Raw genomic sequence first — 15,880 nt, forward strand, 5'->3', positions numbered from 1 at the left:
TTTTCAAAAATTAAAAGACAATGTTCAATAAATTCATTGAGCGACCAGTGTTGTCTATTGTGATTTCACTGCTCCTGATTATTGTGGGTTTTCTTGCGATATTTCAAATGCCCATATCCCAATTTCCGGATATTGCTCCGCCAGAAGTAAATGTAACAGCAGAATATGCAGGAGCTAATGCCGAAACGTCAGTAAAAGCCGTGGTGCGTCCATTGGAGATGGCTATAAATGGTGTGCCAAATATGAGGTACATGGCATCCGATGCTGGTAACGATGGGACGAGTATTATTTCCATAAGCTTTGAGACCGGAACTGATGTGAGCGTTGCAGCCGTCAATGTACAAAATCGTGTTGCAGAGGTAGTAAGCAAGCTCCCTGAAGAAGTTCGCTTGTATGGAGTGAAGGTCAAAAAAGAAATCAATAGTATGCTGATGTATCTCAACATCACCACTGAAGACCCTACAATGGACGAAAAATTTATTCACAATTTCGTCCATATCAACATTTTGGAAGAGCTAAGGCGTGTCAAAGGAGTTGGATTCATTGATATTCTAGGTCAGCGAGAATATGCTATTCGAGTCTGGTTAAAACCGGATAGGCTAACGGCATACAAACTATCAGTGGATGAAGTGATCGACGCACTGCAAAAACAAAACATAGAAGCCGCTCCTGGAAAGGTTGGCCAGAGCTCCATGAAAGATGCTCAGGATATGCAATACATCCTGAAGTATACCGGTCGGTTTACTCAGGAGGAAGAGTATGCCACAATACCTCTGAAGTCTACGATAGATGGTGAAATTCTTCGCCTTGGTGATGTAGCAGATATTGAATTCAGTACCGCAGCATACGATACTTATGCTAAAGAAAACGGAAAGCCTTCCGCGGCAATCATTATCAAGCAACTTCCTGGCACCAATGCTCAAGAAGTGATTGATAACGTAAAAGCAAAAATGGAGGAGCTAAAAGAAAAGACCTTCTTACCCGGTATGGACTACACGTTTGGGTATGATGTGTCACGCTTTCTAAGTGCCTCCATGAAGCAGGTGCTAAAAACATTTATTGAAGCTTTTTTATTGGTTTCGTTGGTAGTGTTCATTTTTTTAGGTGATTTCCGTTCTACCCTCATACCAGCTATAGCAGTACCGGTCTCACTGATCGGCACTTTTTTCTTCATGCAGCTTTTCGGTTTTTCTATCAATATGATCACCCTCTTTGCATTGGTTTTAGCCATTGGTATTGTGGTGGACAATGCTATAGTAGTGGTAGAAGCAGTTCATGCAGAAATGGAAAGTACGGGAGCTAACCCGTTTGAAGCCACCAAGGCTTCAATGAAAAAGATCACAGGAGCTATTATCGCTATTACACTGGTTATGTCAGCAGTATACATACCCATTGCGTTCATGTCAGGGCCAGTAGGGATTTTCTACCGTCAGTTCTCAATTACCCTAGCTATCTCTATTATCCTCTCGGGAGTAGTAGCACTCACACTTACTCCGGCTCTTTGTGCTCTTTTGTTGAAAAACACACATCATGATAATGGGCAGGAGAAAAAGAAGAACTGGATCAGTAAATTCATATCAAGTTTCAACAATAGGTATAATCGGCTAGCCAAAAAGTACCGGGTCATTATAGAAACCATTGTAAATCGAAGAGTGATAACCTATGCTTCATTAGTTGTTTTTTGTATCCTGACTTTTGGTATTAGTTCCTTTATCCCATCTGGGTTTATCCCAAACGAGGATCAGGGTATCTTATATGCAAACGTATTGGCACCACCGGGGGCAACTGTGGAGCGAACCCAACAAGTTGTAGATGCAATACAACAAGTGGCAAACGATTTAGACGCAGTACAGTCTGTCTCCACACTTGCCGGTACAAACATATTCTCAGATGGAACTGGCGCACCTTATGGTACCGTACTGATCAATCTAAAAGACTGGAGTCTGAGAAAAGAATCTATTGAAGAGGTGACGCAATTGATGGTCGAACGTACCCGACACATCAAAGATGCTCAAATTGATTTCTTACCCCCTCCTGCCGTTCCGGGATACGGCAATGCCGGAGGTTTTGAGCTACGCTTTTTAGATAAAACCGGAACCGATGATCTTCGAAAAATGGAAGAGGTCATGCAGGAATTTGTAACTGAACTTAGAAAAAGGCCGGAGATCCAAAGTGCTTTTTCATTATTTGATAACAACTATCCGCAGTATGTCCTCAAAGTAGATCATGATCAGGCTGCTCAAAAAGGTGTATCGGTCAACAATGCTATGAGTTCATTACAAACCCTAATGGGTGGCGAATGGGCTTCCGATTTCATTAGATACGGTAAAACCTATCGCGTGATGGTGCAGGCACATCCTAGTTACAGGGGACAACCGGATGATGTACTTAAGCTGCATGTCAAAAACGAATATGGGGAGATGGTGCCTTATTCTTCTTTCATGGACATGGAAAAAGTATTGGGACCTGAGCAGGTAACACGTTACAATATGTACACTTCAGCAGAAATCAATGGAGAACCTGCAGAAGGTTACAGTAGCGGTAGTGCCATTAAAGCAATTCAGGAAGTGGCCGCTGAAAAGTTACCTCGAGGATATGATATTGCCTGGGCTGGTATGACATTCGATGAAGTAGCAACAGGAAATCAAGCTATTGTAATTTTTGGTATCTGTTTACTTTTCGTGTATCTACTCCTGTGCGCGCAATATGAAAGTTTTCTATTGCCTCTTTCAGTAATACTTTCTTTACCGGTTGGGATTTTTGGTGCGTTCCTTTTCCTGTGGATTCTTGGATTGGAAAACAATATTTATGCTCAGGTAGCTATGATCATGCTCATAGGAATGCTTGGCAAAAATGCCATTTTGGTTGTAGAATTTGCTTTACAAAAACAGAAAGAAGGTTACTCTCCTTTAAAAGCAGCTATCCAGGGTGCATCAGAACGTTTAAGGCCAATCTTAATGACATCCTTCGCGTTTACAGCAGGTTTGATTCCACTCGTGTTTTCATCAGGTGCAGGAGCAATAGGTAATAAAACAATAGGGGCAGCTGCAGCCGGAGGGATGATCCTGGGAACAGTGATTGGCGTCCTCCTGATTCCCGGATTGTATTTTGTCTTTGCCTCCATCGGCTCAAAGAAATCAAAAGCCAAAGAAGTGCATACCACAACTCAAACTGTACTATCCAACTGATCCTTGAAAACTTAAGAACGAGAATGAACTCATATATGAATAAATGGGCGACATTAGGTCTAATCCTTTTGCTATCAGCCTGTAAATCCATCTCTATATCCACAGACAAGCCGTTAAAGGAAATGCCTCCTGATTTTGAGGCTTATGCTGATACAACCAATATTGCCAATCTTTCATGGAGGGAGTATTTCGGTGACACCACTCTTGTCCGACTCATAGAACAAGCCATCACAGATAATCCTGACCTTTCTATTGCTCAGCAGCGTATAGAAATGGCAAGAGCAGATGTCACTTTTACCAAAGGAATGCTTTTGCCTGTTGTAGATGCAGCAGGATTTGCCGGACAGGCACGTACAGCAGAGTTTTCTGTTAATTGGGCAGGCAATGAAGGTGGCCAATTTTTGTCAGGTGATCCTCTTCGCCCTGCCTACACGGATTATTTCATAGGCCTTCAAAGTAGTTGGGAAGCGGATGTTTGGGGCAAACTAAAAAATCGCAAGAAGGCCGCATTGTCAAGATTTTACGCTTCATCTGAGGGTAGAAATTGGGTGGTTTCCAACCTGGTTGCTGATATGGCTTTGACCTATTATGAACTACTTTCATTGGATGAAAATTTGGAGATCATTCGTGAAACCATCTTACTGCAAGAAAATGCTCTTGAAGTAGTAAGGGCACAAAAAGAAGCAGGAAAAGCAAACAAGTTGGCGGTAGAGCAATTTGAAACACAACTTTTGAGTTTAAAAGGACTTGAAAAGGAAACACTCCAAGAAATTACTGTTGTAGAATACCGGCTGAATCTATTGATGGGACACTACCCAAAAGCCATTCAAAGAAACAGCTTCGCTTTTGAGGATTCAGTTGCATTAAGCGTGCTTCCTGGCGTTTCTTCTCAGCTACTAGTAAACCGACCAGACATAAGACAAGCCGAACTTGATCTCATGGCTACTAAAGCAGATGTAAAAGCAGCAAGAGCTGCCTTTTATCCATCATTGGGAATAACAGCAGGCTTTGGATATAATGCTTTTCAACCTCAATTCTTGTTCAGAAGTCCCGAATCAATAGCTTACAATGTGTTTGGAAACATCACTGCTCCATTATTTAACAGGTCTGCCATCAAAGCGGAATTCAACTTTAACAAAGCAAACCAGGTTGAAGCATTTTACAACTACCAGAAAACGCTGCTGGAAGCATATTCCGAGGTTTCGTTGGAGATCAGGAACATTCGCAATCTACAAGAACGATACGAGCTTAAATCCAGCGAGGTAGATGTACTTACGTCTTCCATTGATACCTCATCTGATTTGTTTAGTACTGGCAGAGCATCCTACCTGGAAGTACTGATCACCCAACAGAATGCACTACAATCAAGTTTGGAACTAATTGATGTACGAGAGCAACTTTATTATTCAAAAGTTAAACTTTATAAGGCCTTAGGAGGTGGATGGCGATGAGCATCAAACTCTAAGTCTCGATAAGTGTCAGGATTACTTAAATAAATCATTCAGAATGACTTTGACATAATAATTAAAAGAACTGTGTTTACTGGTTTGTAAACAATGCGATGTTCATCTTGATTTTTTAATATTAAAAAATGTAATTATCTAGCCTTTTGTAAACACTACTGAAAATGAAAGAAATCATCAACTCACCCAAAGCACCTGCTCCAATTGGACCATATTCTCAGGCAATAAAATCTAGAAATACCCTCTATGTTTCAGGTCAGATTCCGATTGAGCAAAGTACAGGCAACCTCATTGACAGCTCGATCGAAGATGAGACCGAGCAGGTCATGAAAAACCTGAGTTACATCCTTGAAGAAGCAGGCCTCACATTTGAACACGTGCTGAAATGTTCCATTTTTGTTTCTGATATGGGAAACTTTGCTCGCATAAATGAAGTATATGGCAGGTATTTCCAGGAAAACCCTCCTGCTCGTGAAACGGTAGAAGTCAGCGGCTTACCAAAAGGAGTAAATGTTGAAATTAGTTGTATAGCAACATTTTAAGGAATAAAACTACATTCCTTAACATTCCATCATCTGATTCTTATTTTTGCGCTCCAATCAAAATAATAGATGGATAACGTAAGAGTAAGATTTGCACCGAGCCCGACAGGAGGCCTTCACATAGGCGGACTTAGAACAGCGCTATTTAATTACCTGTTCGCTAAGAAATATAATGGCAAATTTATTCTTCGAATTGAGGATACTGACCAGGCCCGTTTCGTAGAGGGGGCGGAGGAGTATATAAAAGATACACTAACATGGTGCGGGATATCACCCGAAGAAGGACCGGATCAAGGGGGAGAATATGGTCCATATCGCCAGTCCGAGCGAAAGGAAATCTACCTACAGTATGCAGAAAAACTTATTGCAGACGGAAATGCCTATTATGCATTCGATACTCCTGAGGAGCTTGAGGCCATGCGCGAAAGACTCAAGGAAGGTCGTGTAGTGAATCCCCAATACGATACTATTACCAGGACTACCATGAAGAATTCATTGACGCTAACCGAGGAAGAGGTTAAGCGTCGAATTGATAATGGAGACCCGTATGTTATCCGGATCAAAATTCCTAAAAAGGAAGAGGTTCGACTAAACGACATGGTGAGGGGATGGGTGATGGTACACACAGAAGTATTGGATGATAAGGTTCTAATGAAGTCGGATGGGATGCCTACCTATCATTTAGCAAATATTGTTGATGATCATCTCATGAAAATCACTCATGTTATAAGAGGTGAGGAATGGCTGCCTTCAGCCCCTTTGCATGTGCTGCTTTACCAGTTTTTAGGCTGGGAAGATGAAATGCCGCAATTTGCACACTTACCATTAATCTTGAAACCAGACGGCAATGGTAAGCTAAGTAAGCGGGCCGCTGATAAAGCCGGATTCCCTATCTTTCCATTAAACTGGAATGATCCAGAAACCGGTGAAACTTCTATAGGATTTAAAGAAACAGGATTCCTGCCGGAGGCTTTGATCAATTTCTTAGCTTTCCTTGGATGGAATCCAGGAACAGAACAGGAAATTTTCTCTTTGGAAGAACTTGTAAATGAATTTTCTGAAAAAAGAATCAATAAGGCTGGAACCAAGTTTGATTTTGATAAGGCCAAGTGGTTCAATCAGCAATACATTAAAGCATCAAATTCAAAGGATTTTGCCGATGACTTGATTAAAGGGTTAACAAAAGAACATGGAATTGAATGCACATTAGAAAAAGCAGTTCAGATTATTGATCTTCTAAAAGAGCGAGTGACCTATCCAAATGAGTTTGTAGATAATAGCCTGATTCTATTTAATCAACCTCAATCATTTGATGAAAAAGTAGTTAGAAAAAAATGGGATGCAGAAGCTCCAAAGGCCTTGATGATTTTTGCTGAAAAACTGAAAGCAGCAGAAAATATTACTGCGGAGCATGCTAAAACTCTCTTTTGGCAAACATTAGAGGCCGAAGGGTATAAACCCGGTCAGTTTATGCAAACGCTAAGGCTGGTTCTTACGGGTGAGGGTTCAGGCCCTGATCTAATGACCATTATTGAGATATTAGGTGGTGAGAATGCATCAAATCGAATCAAATTGTCCATTGATTTGTTAAACAATCAAAGCTGATGTTATGAGTAAAAAAGACAAAGCACGCGTACATAAAGATTTAGACGGACTTGAGTTAAATGTTGATTCATTTGGTGAGATTTCATCCAATATGCCCATCGATAAACTGAATAAGTTTCTCAACAAAAATGTTGAAGACAAAAAGCTAAAAGATCGGGAAGACCTGGATGACCTGAAGAAAGACAAATAATCAATTTGCTCCCCTCCTTCTCAATTGACTAATTTCGCATCCATTCAATTGAGGAGATATGAAAAAAATCGGCATTATCAAGGAGGGAAAAGTTCCAATAGATAAACGAGTTCCACTTACACCTCAGCAAGCAAAACAAGTCAAAGAAAATTTTGATGTTGAGGTATTAGTGCAATCAAGTGATATCCGCTGCTATACCGATGATGACTACCGAAACGCAGGGCTTACGATAGTAGAATCGGTCGCTGATTGTGATATTATCCTTGGTGTAAAGGAAGTGCCAATAGAAAAGCTGATCCCTAACAAAACCCACTTCTTTTTCTCGCACACCATCAAAAAACAGTCTTATAACCGAGACTTGCTGAAATCCATTCTTGACAAAAAGATCAAACTCATTGATTGGGAAACACTGACCAATGAAAATGGGAATCGCATTATTGCCTTTGGCCGGTGGGCAGGTATAGTGGGTGCTTATAATGGTTTATGGACTTATGGGAAAAGGTATAATCTATACAACATTAGAAGAGCGCATGAATGCTTTGACTATGAGGATCTTAAGTTAGAGTATAAAAAAATAAAGCTGCCAAATATTAAAATTGCCTTAACTGGCGGAGGGAGAGTGACCAGAGGTGCAATGGAAGTGCTATTGGGAGTTGGCATTAGTCAGGTTACCCCTCATGATTTTTTAACAAAACGCTTTGACGAACCAGTCTTTACACAGCTCAACTCAAGAGATTATAATAGACGAAAAGATGGTGGTGAATTTCATAGGAATGAGTTTTACAAAAATCCAGAGCTATACGATGGCGATTTCTTAAAGTATACAAAGATGACCGACATTCTGGTTGCCTGTGCATATTGGGATCCATCTGCACCGGTATTGTTTCATAGAGAAGACATAATAAAGGATGATTTCGACATCAAAGTTATCGCTGACATCACATGCGATATCGAGGGTTCAATCCCTTCCACAAAGAAACCTACTACAATTGACGACCCCATCTATGACTACAATCCTAGCGATGATGAAATTGAGCAGGCGTTAACCGATGAAGGAAATATTACTGTCATGGCAGTTGATAATTTGCCCTGCGAGTTGCCCCGGGATGCATCGGAGAGCTTTGGAAATGAGCTGGTAAATAATGTAATTCCTCATTTGCTCGGATCAGATGAAAAAGGAATAATCCACCGAGCAACAATTACTGAAGCCGGACATCTCACCGAAAAGTATGCATACCTCCAGAGTTATGTGGATGGAAAATAAATAAGAAAGTCCATCCGTCATACGAATGGACTTTCTTTTTAATCTATTCAACGTGGCTTAGAAGTCTGTCTCATCTTCTCCATCCAATTCCTCGAACGCTTCTTCGATATCTGCGATCACATCCTCCAAGATTTCTTCCAAAATCTCTTTAGTTCCGTCATTGTATTCGATATAAGCAACATCGTCGATAAAGATAATGTCACCAACTTTAACATCGTCAATTAGAACCTCCAAGTCCACATAATCATTCGCATCAAAATTCGGATTTGGCTCATCATTTTCGTCGTACTCATTGGCATCATACCCTGCTATATCAACACTTCCTTTCAATTTAATATTACCATACTGCACATGTCCTTCGATATCAGTAGGTTCCTCCTTTTCAGTATTCTCAAAAGTTAGCAAAACTGAAACTCCAACTAATGTTTCTCCACTTTTTGTAACTGATGCACTCGCTTTTGAAGTCAAGTTATCTGAGTCATCAAAATCTAAAAGGAAAGTAAAAGGAGTTACAACCAAATCAATAGATGCTTTTTCAGGAAATCCTTCGCTAGACCAGTCAGCACTAGCAGAAAGTGAAATAAATGTTTCTCCATCAACCTTAAGTGTACCTTCAATTACAGTTGGATAATCATCTTCATACGTGCCCCACTCATCCGAAGTAGTAATGGTGATAAACTGTAGATCTGTGATCTTCAATTCGGCATTGTTAGTAGTTGATCCTTCCGATGGGAAGTTTACAATAAAGAACTCTGAATCACCAGTTCTTTCAAATGCTTCTATGTCAAAATTCCAGGTGTGTACACCTTTGATTTCGTCGAACGAAAATTCATCATTATTAACTCTGCCTGCAGGGCCATAAACGAAGTAATTTGAGATGATTTCAAACTTGGCTTTAACCCAGCTTTTATCAGCAGTTCTAGCAGAGAATTGATCAAAATCTGAAAAAAGTTCTGCAAAAGCAGTTAAGGCAGTCACTCCCTCAGAATCAACAATAGAAACGATATCAGCAGCAGCATCTTCACCCGCAGAGACAATTTTGGCAGAAGCTTCTTTAGCGGTTAAAACCGCAGGGTCACCTGAATCATCATTTTGACAACCTGTCACAAAGACCAGGGCCAACATTAATAGGGCAAGTAGTTTTTTCATTGATAGTAGTTTTAAAAAGATTTAAGGATTTTATATAATTATTTTAATGAGTCATAAAGTGAGAAATAAACCCCTAAGAGTCCTGAATAATTATTTCAGTTATTTCTTCTCAATCTAGATACTTCATTTAACAAAAATAATGCCATGAGATTGCTATTAGCAATACCCTTAATGAGGTATTTTGTATAATGGGGCAAAAAAAAAGCCAGACCCTAAAGTCTGGCTAAAAATGTATTTTTTGTTCGATGAACTAGCCATTCATGCTGACCAAAAACTCATCATTATTGGCCGTGCCTTTCATTTTGCTCAACAAGAATTCCATCGCTTCATTGCTATTCATGTCAGACATAAATTTGCGAAGAATCCAAACTCTTTTCAGCTCCTCAGGATCCATCAATAAATCTTCTCTACGTGTACCTGATGCCGGAACATCAATCGCCGGATATACTCGTTTATTAGATAGCTTTCTGTCCAATTGAAGCTCCATGTTACCCGTTCCTTTGAATTCTTCAAAGATAACCTCGTCCATTTTAGATCCGGTTTCAATAAGTGCTGTTGCAATAATGGTTAATGAACCACCGTTCTCGACATTTCTCGCTGCTCCAAAGAATCTCTTCGGCTTGTGAAGCGCATTTGCATCCACACCACCGGAAAGAATTTTACCTGAGGATGGTACCACTGTGTTATGAGCTCTTGCCAATCGAGTGATCGAATCTAATAGGATCACCACGTCATGACCACATTCTACCATTCGCTTTGCTTTCTCAAGCACCATGTTAGATACTTTCACATGTTTATCAGCTTGCTCATCAAAGGTAGATGCGATTACTTCTCCTTTTACGGAACGAGCCATGTCAGTAACCTCCTCTGGTCGCTCATCAATAAGCAACACCATTAAGTAACATTCAGGATGATTCTCAGCAATTGCGTTAGCCACATTTTTTAATAGAACAGTTTTACCAGTCTTCGGCTGAGCCACGATCATTCCTCTCTGCCCTTTTCCAATTGGTGAAAATAGGTCTAATATTCTCGTGGAATAGTTATCAGCCTTGGTGCTAAGGTTTAATTTTTCTTGCGGGAAAAGTGGAGTTAAATATTCAAAAGCTACACGATCTCTAACTTCCTCAGTAGTCTTGCCGTTTACGGTTTCCACTTTTAATAAAGCAAAATATTTTTCACCATCTTTCGGTGGTCGGATTTGTCCCTTTACGGTATCCCCAGTCTTCAAACCAAAAAGTTTGATCTGAGAAGGAGAAACATAAATATCATCCGGGCTAGCCAAGTAGTGATAATCGCTTGATCGAAGGAAGCCATAACCATCCTGCATGATTTCAAGAACACCTTCGTTCTCAATCACACCATCAAATTCTTTGATTTCTTCGTTGTAAGCCTCTTTCCTTCTCCGCTTTTCCTGACGTTCAGCCTCGCGTTCCGATCTCTGGCTATCCCTCTCTTGCTTCTCCTTGGTATCGCCTTCCTTCTTTTCTTTGTCGTCATGCTTCCTGTCATCACGTCGCTTATTATCTGGTCGGTCTTTGCTTTCCTTCCTATCAGACTTTTCTTCCTTAGGGTCCTTGTCCGATTTTTCTTCCTTACGAGGAGGTGCGTTTTTCTTAGCAGCAGGTTTCTTTTCTGATTTCTCTTTTGGCTCTTCTGCCAATGCTCCGCCTAAAGTTTCGCTCTTAATTTTTTTTATTTCGCCTTCCGGCATGCTGGCTTGCTGATCCAGGATAGCATAGATAAGATCCTGCTTTGCAAGTTTCTTATGATTCTTAATTCCTAGTTTTTCTGCTATTTCTTTCAATTCTGATAGCAGCATAACACTAAGATCATCTAGTGTGTACATAACTGTGTATAAAAGTGGGTTTCAAAATTTTTTAGTAAAATAATTCCGAAGAATTTGTGGTAATCGCCTGTTTGCTTTGCTAAGCAGAAAAACCCGGATGAGTTTTTCGTGGATTGCTTCGCAATAATAGACCATCCACCACAATAACACAAACCTCAGATAAAAATTTACCTTTTCTTAAATAGCAACATAATTCATCTCAAAATCATTTTTCTTTGCGACCTGATATTAAATCCACATTCCAATGTTGCAGGTTGCTACCATAGAAAAAGATTTTGACCGCTGTGTTAAAGGGCTCGAAAAGAGAGGCGTAGAAGGGTCGGATATTCTACTCAAAGATGTATTAAAGCTTGACGATCAGCGTAAAAAGCTACAAGGTGCATTGGATGAACTTTTGTATGAATCAAACAAACTCGCCAAAGAAATTGGTCAGCTTTTCCAACAAGGAAAGAAAGATGAAGCAGAAACTGCTAAACTTAAGACTGCAGATTTAAAACAAAAAAGTAAAGCACTAAGCGAAGAACTTAACGGCATTGAAGTTTCCCTAACTAAGCACCTTTACAACATTCCGAATATTCCTCATGAATCTGTTCCTCCTGGTAAATCTGACGAAGACAATGAGGTCGTCATACTGAATGATAGCAATATACCTGACTTAGGTGAACACAAAAAGCCGCACTGGGATTTGATCGAAGAATTTGACATTGTTGATTTTGAGCTAGGGAATAAGGTAACGGGCGCTGGATTCCCTTTTTACAAAAAACAGGGAGCTAGATTGGTGCGTGGAATGATCAACTATTTTCTGGACAAAGCGGCTGAAGCCGGGTACGAAGAAGTGCAGCCACCTGTTGTGATCAATGAAGCTTCCGGGCTCGGAACTGGTCAGCTCCCGGATAAAGAAGGTCAGATGTATCACATGGAGGCAAATGATTTGTATCTCATTCCAACGGCAGAAGTACCAATCACCAACATGTATCGTGATGTGATCTTAAAAGAAGATCAACTCCCGATTAAGCATGCGGGTCACACACCGTGTTTTCGTAGAGAGGCAGGTTCTTGGGGGTCCCATGTAAGGGGTTTGAACCGATTGCATCAGTTTGATAAAGTAGAGATCGTACAGGTTGTAGAGCCCTCTAAATCTTACGAAGTACTTGATCAGATGGTAGCCCATGTGGAAGAATTGATCAAATCTCTAAGACTTCCTTACCGTATTTTAAAGCTATGTGCTGGTGACCTTGGGTTCACATCAGTCATTACCTATGATTTTGAAGTGTACTCTGCCGCCCAGGAAAAATGGCTGGAGGTTAGTTCCGTTTCAAATTTTGAGACCTTCCAGGCTAACAGACTAAAGCTGCGCATCAAAAACAATGAAGGAAAAAAAGAGTTAGCTCATACACTCAATGGTAGCGCATTAGCATTGCCACGAATCATCGCTGCTTTGCTGGAAAACAATCAAGCTGGCGATCATATCAAAATGCCTGAGGTCCTACACCCTTATCTTGGTTTTAAGGAGATTAGAAAAGGCTAGCGACCTCTGATGTAAAGTCGCTGGGCAATTTCTTGGGTGATTATTAAATTCATAGCCTAATAAATCAAAAGCTATGAAGAGATTAACCTTTCCGCTGGCAGTTCTTTTACTCTGGGCTTGCCAGCCACAAGAAAAGCAAACCCTGGATCTCAACTATCCGGAGACAAAAAAATCAGATACAACAGACAACTATTTTGGTACAGAAGTGCCTGACCCTTATCGATGGCTGGAAGACGACACATCTGATGAAACAGCAAATTGGGTGACAGCCCAAAATCAGGTGACCAACGCATATCTCAGCAATATTGATTTTCGGGATGAAGTGAAGGCACGACTCACAGAACTTGAGGATTATGAAAAAGTAAGCGCTCCTTTCAAAGGAGGAGATTACTATTATTTCTATAAAAATGACGGTCTTCAAAATCAATCGATTTTGTATCGAGTGAAAAATTTTGAGGATGAGCCTGAGGTTTTTCTAGATCCCAACTCATTTTCCGATGATGGGACAACTGCTCTTGGTGGACTTAGCTTTTCCGATGATTACAAATACACGGCTTATAATATTTCGGAAGGAGGATCTGATTGGAGAACGGCCTTCATCATGGATACTGAAACAAAAGAATTGCTAGATGATAAGATCAAATGGATCAAATTCTCCGGAATGAGCTGGTATAAAAATGGTTTCTTCTACCAGAGATTTGATGAACCGAAAGAAGGTGATGAGCTCTCTGCTGCCAATCAATATGGAAAAATATACTACCACAAGATGGGCTCTGATCAATCGAAAGATCAATTGATCTACTCCAACCCTGATAATCCTGAAAATCGATTTGGTGCAAGTGTGAGCGAAGATGAAAGATTTCTTTTTATCTATTCCTACACCGGAACCAGCGGAAACGAACTATATGTAAAAGACCTGTCCGATCCTTCAGGTGAATTCAATCCGATTATTACTGGTTTTGAAAATGACCACTACATCGTTGACAATGATGGGGATGACCTAATCATTCACACAAATCTGGAAGCTCCGAACAACAGAATTGTGCGTGTGAACTACAAAAATCCTACTTCAGAAAACTGGGAGGACTTAATCCCTGAAACAGAAAACGTAATGACAGCCAGCACTGCCGGCGGTAATATTTTCACTTCCTACTTGATAGATGCTAAAACTTCGATCAAGCAGTACGACTATCAGGGCAATTTGGTAAGAGAAGTTGAACTACCGGGAATTGGCACAGCCAGTGGTTTCGGAGGCGCCATGGAGGACGAGGAGTTCTTTTATGGTTTCACTTCATTTACCGTTCCATATTCTGTTTATAAGTACAACATCGCATCAGGAGAATCTGAGCTTCACAGAGGGCCGGAGCTGGATTTCAATCCGGATGAATACGAAACCAAGCAAATTTTCTACACTAGCAAGGACGGCACTAAAGTGCCAATGTTCATTGTCCATAAAAAGGGTATTGAAATGAATGGCAAGAATCCTACCTGGCTCTATTCATATGGAGGCTTTAATATCAGCCTAAAGCCATCATTCAGTACATCTAGATTGGTCTGGCTGGAAAACGGTGGTGTGTTCGCTATGCCAAACATACGGGGAGGTGGTGAGTATGGTGAAGAATGGCATAAAGCTGGCACTAAGCTTCAAAAAATCAATGTTTTTGATGACTTTATCGCTGCAGGTGAGTACCTCATCAATGAAGGATATACTTCTTCAGGTTATCTGGCTCTTCAGGGTGGATCGAACGGTGGACTTCTCGTAGGTGCTACCATTAATATGCGACCGGACTTAGCGAAGGTGGCCTTCCCAATGGTTGGTGTAATGGACATGCTGCGCTATCAGCACTTCACAATCGGGCGTGCCTGGGCAGCAGACTATGGTACTTCTGAAGATTCTGAGGAGATGTTTAAGTACCTCTACTCCTACTCTCCTGTTCATAACATTGATCCGAATGCAACGTATCCGGCAGTGATGGTAACTACTGCTGACCATGATGATAGAGTGGTCCCGGCACATTCATTTAAATACGCCGCTACGCTTCAGGAAAAAAATCCTGACAACCCCAACCCACTGCTCATCCGTATTGAGACGAAGGCTGGACATGGGGCCGGGATGTCCACAGAAAAGCGAATCGAACTGAATGCCGATATGTACTCATATGCATGGTACAATATGGGTGTAATCCCGGAATTGGCTAAGAAAAAAATGTAAACGATCATAACTACACATTAAACCCTGCCTCTCACAGGAGCAGGTTTTTTTAATTTTAGACCATGCTAGAAATCAGAAAAGGTGAAAAAAAAGATCTTTTTGCAGTTCTTGACTTGATCAAAGAGCTTGCAGAATATGAAAAGGCACTGGACCAGGTTGAAAATACAGTGGCACGAATGGAAGCTGATGGCTTTGGAGAGGATCCAGTTTATGGATTTCTCATCTGTAAAGAAAATGGTAAGATCATTGGTACATCTATTTACTACTACCGCTACAGTACCTGGAAAGGGAAACGACTTTACCTGGAAGATCTGGTTGTAACAGAATCCAAACGTGGGGTTGGTGCAGGTAAGCTACTTTTTGAAGCTACATTAAACATTGGCAAAGAAACGAACTGTTCAGGAATGATGTGGCAGGTGCTGGACTGGAACGAACCAGCGATCAACTTTTACAAAAATTACGATACCAGATTTGAAGACAACTGGATCAATTGCAACATTGATTTTTAAACCTCTTCAAGTACCGTTCGGAAAGCAGCCATTTTTGTCCCATATCGAATGATTGATTTCTTTTGAATCTTTGGAGCCACAGTGTTCAAATAAGTTTCAAGATGTCCCAATGTTTCGGCCATATATTGAATAGCATAAGTTGATCCCGTATCGTCCTGACCTTCAGAAAGCATTTTCATCATTCTGTACTCCATAAAAAAACCAGTATCCATCACTTCGGGAATATGGGTTTCTTTCATCCATCCGATCCAATCTTGTTCTACATCAGCGTCTATATTGACCGTAACATTGTATAATATCATTCGTCGATTTATTAGGTTTGGCAAAGTAAGGAAACGAAGAACTAACATCTTTAGGTTTCAAACAATTTAATCTAACTGCCGG

12 protein-coding genes are annotated in these 15,880 nt (G+C 40.6%); 9 read left to right on the forward strand and 3 right to left on the reverse strand.

The features are described 5' to 3' along the window. Positions 1-20 precede the first annotated feature (20 nt). The 6 genes from RIC88_RS12965 to RIC88_RS12990 all read left to right on the forward strand — a co-directional run bounded on the left by RIC88_RS12965 (position 21) and on the right by RIC88_RS12990 (position 8,252). Positions 21-3,188 (forward strand): efflux RND transporter permease subunit, encoded by a 3,168-nt coding sequence (locus RIC88_RS12965; RefSeq protein WP_350217970.1) that lies wholly within the window; start codon positions 21-23, stop codon positions 3,186-3,188. Positions 3,189-3,211: 23 nt separating this feature from the next. Then, positions 3,212-4,639, forward strand: coding sequence for a TolC family protein (locus RIC88_RS12970; protein WP_350217971.1), 1,428 nt, complete (start codon positions 3,212-3,214; stop codon positions 4,637-4,639). A gap of 176 nt (positions 4,640-4,815) precedes the next feature. Further along, on the forward strand, positions 4,816-5,193 hold the full coding sequence (locus RIC88_RS12975) for a RidA family protein (RefSeq protein WP_350217972.1): 378 nt from the start codon (positions 4,816-4,818) through the stop codon (positions 5,191-5,193). Positions 5,194-5,262: 69 nt separating this feature from the next. Further along, complete coding sequence (gene gltX, locus RIC88_RS12980) at positions 5,263-6,798, forward strand: glutamate--tRNA ligase (RefSeq protein ID WP_350217973.1); 1,536 nt, start codon at positions 5,263-5,265, stop codon at positions 6,796-6,798. A gap of 4 nt (positions 6,799-6,802) precedes the next feature. Then, positions 6,803-6,988 carry a hypothetical protein gene (locus RIC88_RS12985; RefSeq protein ID WP_350217974.1) on the forward strand — a complete coding sequence of 62 codons (186 nt, stop codon included), beginning with the start codon at positions 6,803-6,805 and terminating at the stop codon, positions 6,986-6,988. 58 nt (positions 6,989-7,046) lie between these two features. After that, a complete protein-coding gene (locus tag RIC88_RS12990; RefSeq protein ID WP_350217975.1) occupies positions 7,047-8,252 on the forward strand; it encodes an NAD(P)-dependent oxidoreductase in 1,206 nt (401 codons plus the stop codon). A 57-nt stretch (positions 8,253-8,309) separates the two neighbouring features. Here the strand turns inward: RIC88_RS12990 and RIC88_RS12995 are convergent, their stop codons facing one another. After that, the gene (locus RIC88_RS12995; protein WP_350217976.1) at positions 8,310-9,401 is read right to left on the reverse strand and encodes a hypothetical protein; all 1,092 of its coding nucleotides are present in this window, start codon (positions 9,399-9,401) and stop codon (positions 8,310-8,312) included. Positions 9,402-9,651: 250 nt separating this feature from the next. Continuing rightward, positions 9,652-11,247: a transcription termination factor Rho gene (gene rho / locus RIC88_RS13000; protein ID WP_350217977.1), complete on the reverse strand. Its 1,596-nt coding sequence runs from the start codon at positions 11,245-11,247 to the stop codon at positions 9,652-9,654. A gap of 244 nt (positions 11,248-11,491) precedes the next feature. Here rho and serS point away from each other — a divergent pair, with 244 nt between their 5' ends. The 3 genes from serS to RIC88_RS13015 all read left to right on the forward strand — a co-directional run bounded on the left by serS (position 11,492) and on the right by RIC88_RS13015 (position 15,496). Further along, on the forward strand, positions 11,492-12,775 hold the full coding sequence (serS, locus tag RIC88_RS13005; RefSeq protein WP_350217978.1) for a serine--tRNA ligase: 1,284 nt from the start codon (positions 11,492-11,494) through the stop codon (positions 12,773-12,775). A 73-nt stretch (positions 12,776-12,848) separates the two neighbouring features. After that, positions 12,849-14,987: a prolyl oligopeptidase family serine peptidase gene (locus RIC88_RS13010; RefSeq protein WP_350217979.1), complete on the forward strand. Its 2,139-nt coding sequence runs from the start codon at positions 12,849-12,851 to the stop codon at positions 14,985-14,987. A 62-nt stretch (positions 14,988-15,049) separates the two neighbouring features. Continuing rightward, positions 15,050-15,496: a GNAT family N-acetyltransferase gene (locus tag RIC88_RS13015; protein ID WP_350217980.1), complete on the forward strand. Its 447-nt coding sequence runs from the start codon at positions 15,050-15,052 to the stop codon at positions 15,494-15,496. On the opposite strand, the gene RIC88_RS13020 is transcribed toward RIC88_RS13015, so the two are convergent. Next, positions 15,493-15,798 carry a DUF4286 family protein gene (locus RIC88_RS13020; protein ID WP_350217981.1) on the reverse strand — a complete coding sequence of 102 codons (306 nt, stop codon included), beginning with the start codon at positions 15,796-15,798 and terminating at the stop codon, positions 15,493-15,495. The two genes, RIC88_RS13015 and RIC88_RS13020, sit on opposite strands and share 4 nt — an antisense overlap. Between the last annotated feature and the right edge of the window lie 82 nt (positions 15,799-15,880).

Source organism: Ekhidna sp. (assembly GCF_040220215.1).
GTDB lineage: Bacteria > Bacteroidota > Bacteroidia > Cytophagales > Cyclobacteriaceae > Ekhidna.

Coding starts and splice junctions, on each gene's coding strand:
- RIC88_RS12990 (WP_350217975.1), top strand. CDS start 7,047: ATGAAAAAAATCGGCATTATCAAGGAGGGAAAAGTTCCAATAGATAAA.
- RIC88_RS13020 (WP_350217981.1), bottom strand. CDS start 15,798: ATGATATTATACAATGTTACGGTCAATATAGACGCTGATGTAGAACAA.
- gltX (WP_350217973.1), top strand. CDS start 5,263: ATGGATAACGTAAGAGTAAGATTTGCACCGAGCCCGACAGGAGGCCTT.
- serS (WP_350217978.1), top strand. CDS start 11,492: ATGTTGCAGGTTGCTACCATAGAAAAAGATTTTGACCGCTGTGTTAAA.
- RIC88_RS12995 (WP_350217976.1), bottom strand. CDS start 9,401: ATGAAAAAACTACTTGCCCTATTAATGTTGGCCCTGGTCTTTGTGACA.
- RIC88_RS12970 (WP_350217971.1), top strand. CDS start 3,212: ATGAACTCATATATGAATAAATGGGCGACATTAGGTCTAATCCTTTTG.
- RIC88_RS13015 (WP_350217980.1), top strand. CDS start 15,050: ATGCTAGAAATCAGAAAAGGTGAAAAAAAAGATCTTTTTGCAGTTCTT.
- RIC88_RS13010 (WP_350217979.1), top strand. CDS start 12,849: ATGAAGAGATTAACCTTTCCGCTGGCAGTTCTTTTACTCTGGGCTTGC.
- rho (WP_350217977.1), bottom strand. CDS start 11,247: ATGTACACACTAGATGATCTTAGTGTTATGCTGCTATCAGAATTGAAA.
- RIC88_RS12965 (WP_350217970.1), top strand. CDS start 21: ATGTTCAATAAATTCATTGAGCGACCAGTGTTGTCTATTGTGATTTCA.
- RIC88_RS12975 (WP_350217972.1), top strand. CDS start 4,816: ATGAAAGAAATCATCAACTCACCCAAAGCACCTGCTCCAATTGGACCA.
- RIC88_RS12985 (WP_350217974.1), top strand. CDS start 6,803: ATGAGTAAAAAAGACAAAGCACGCGTACATAAAGATTTAGACGGACTT.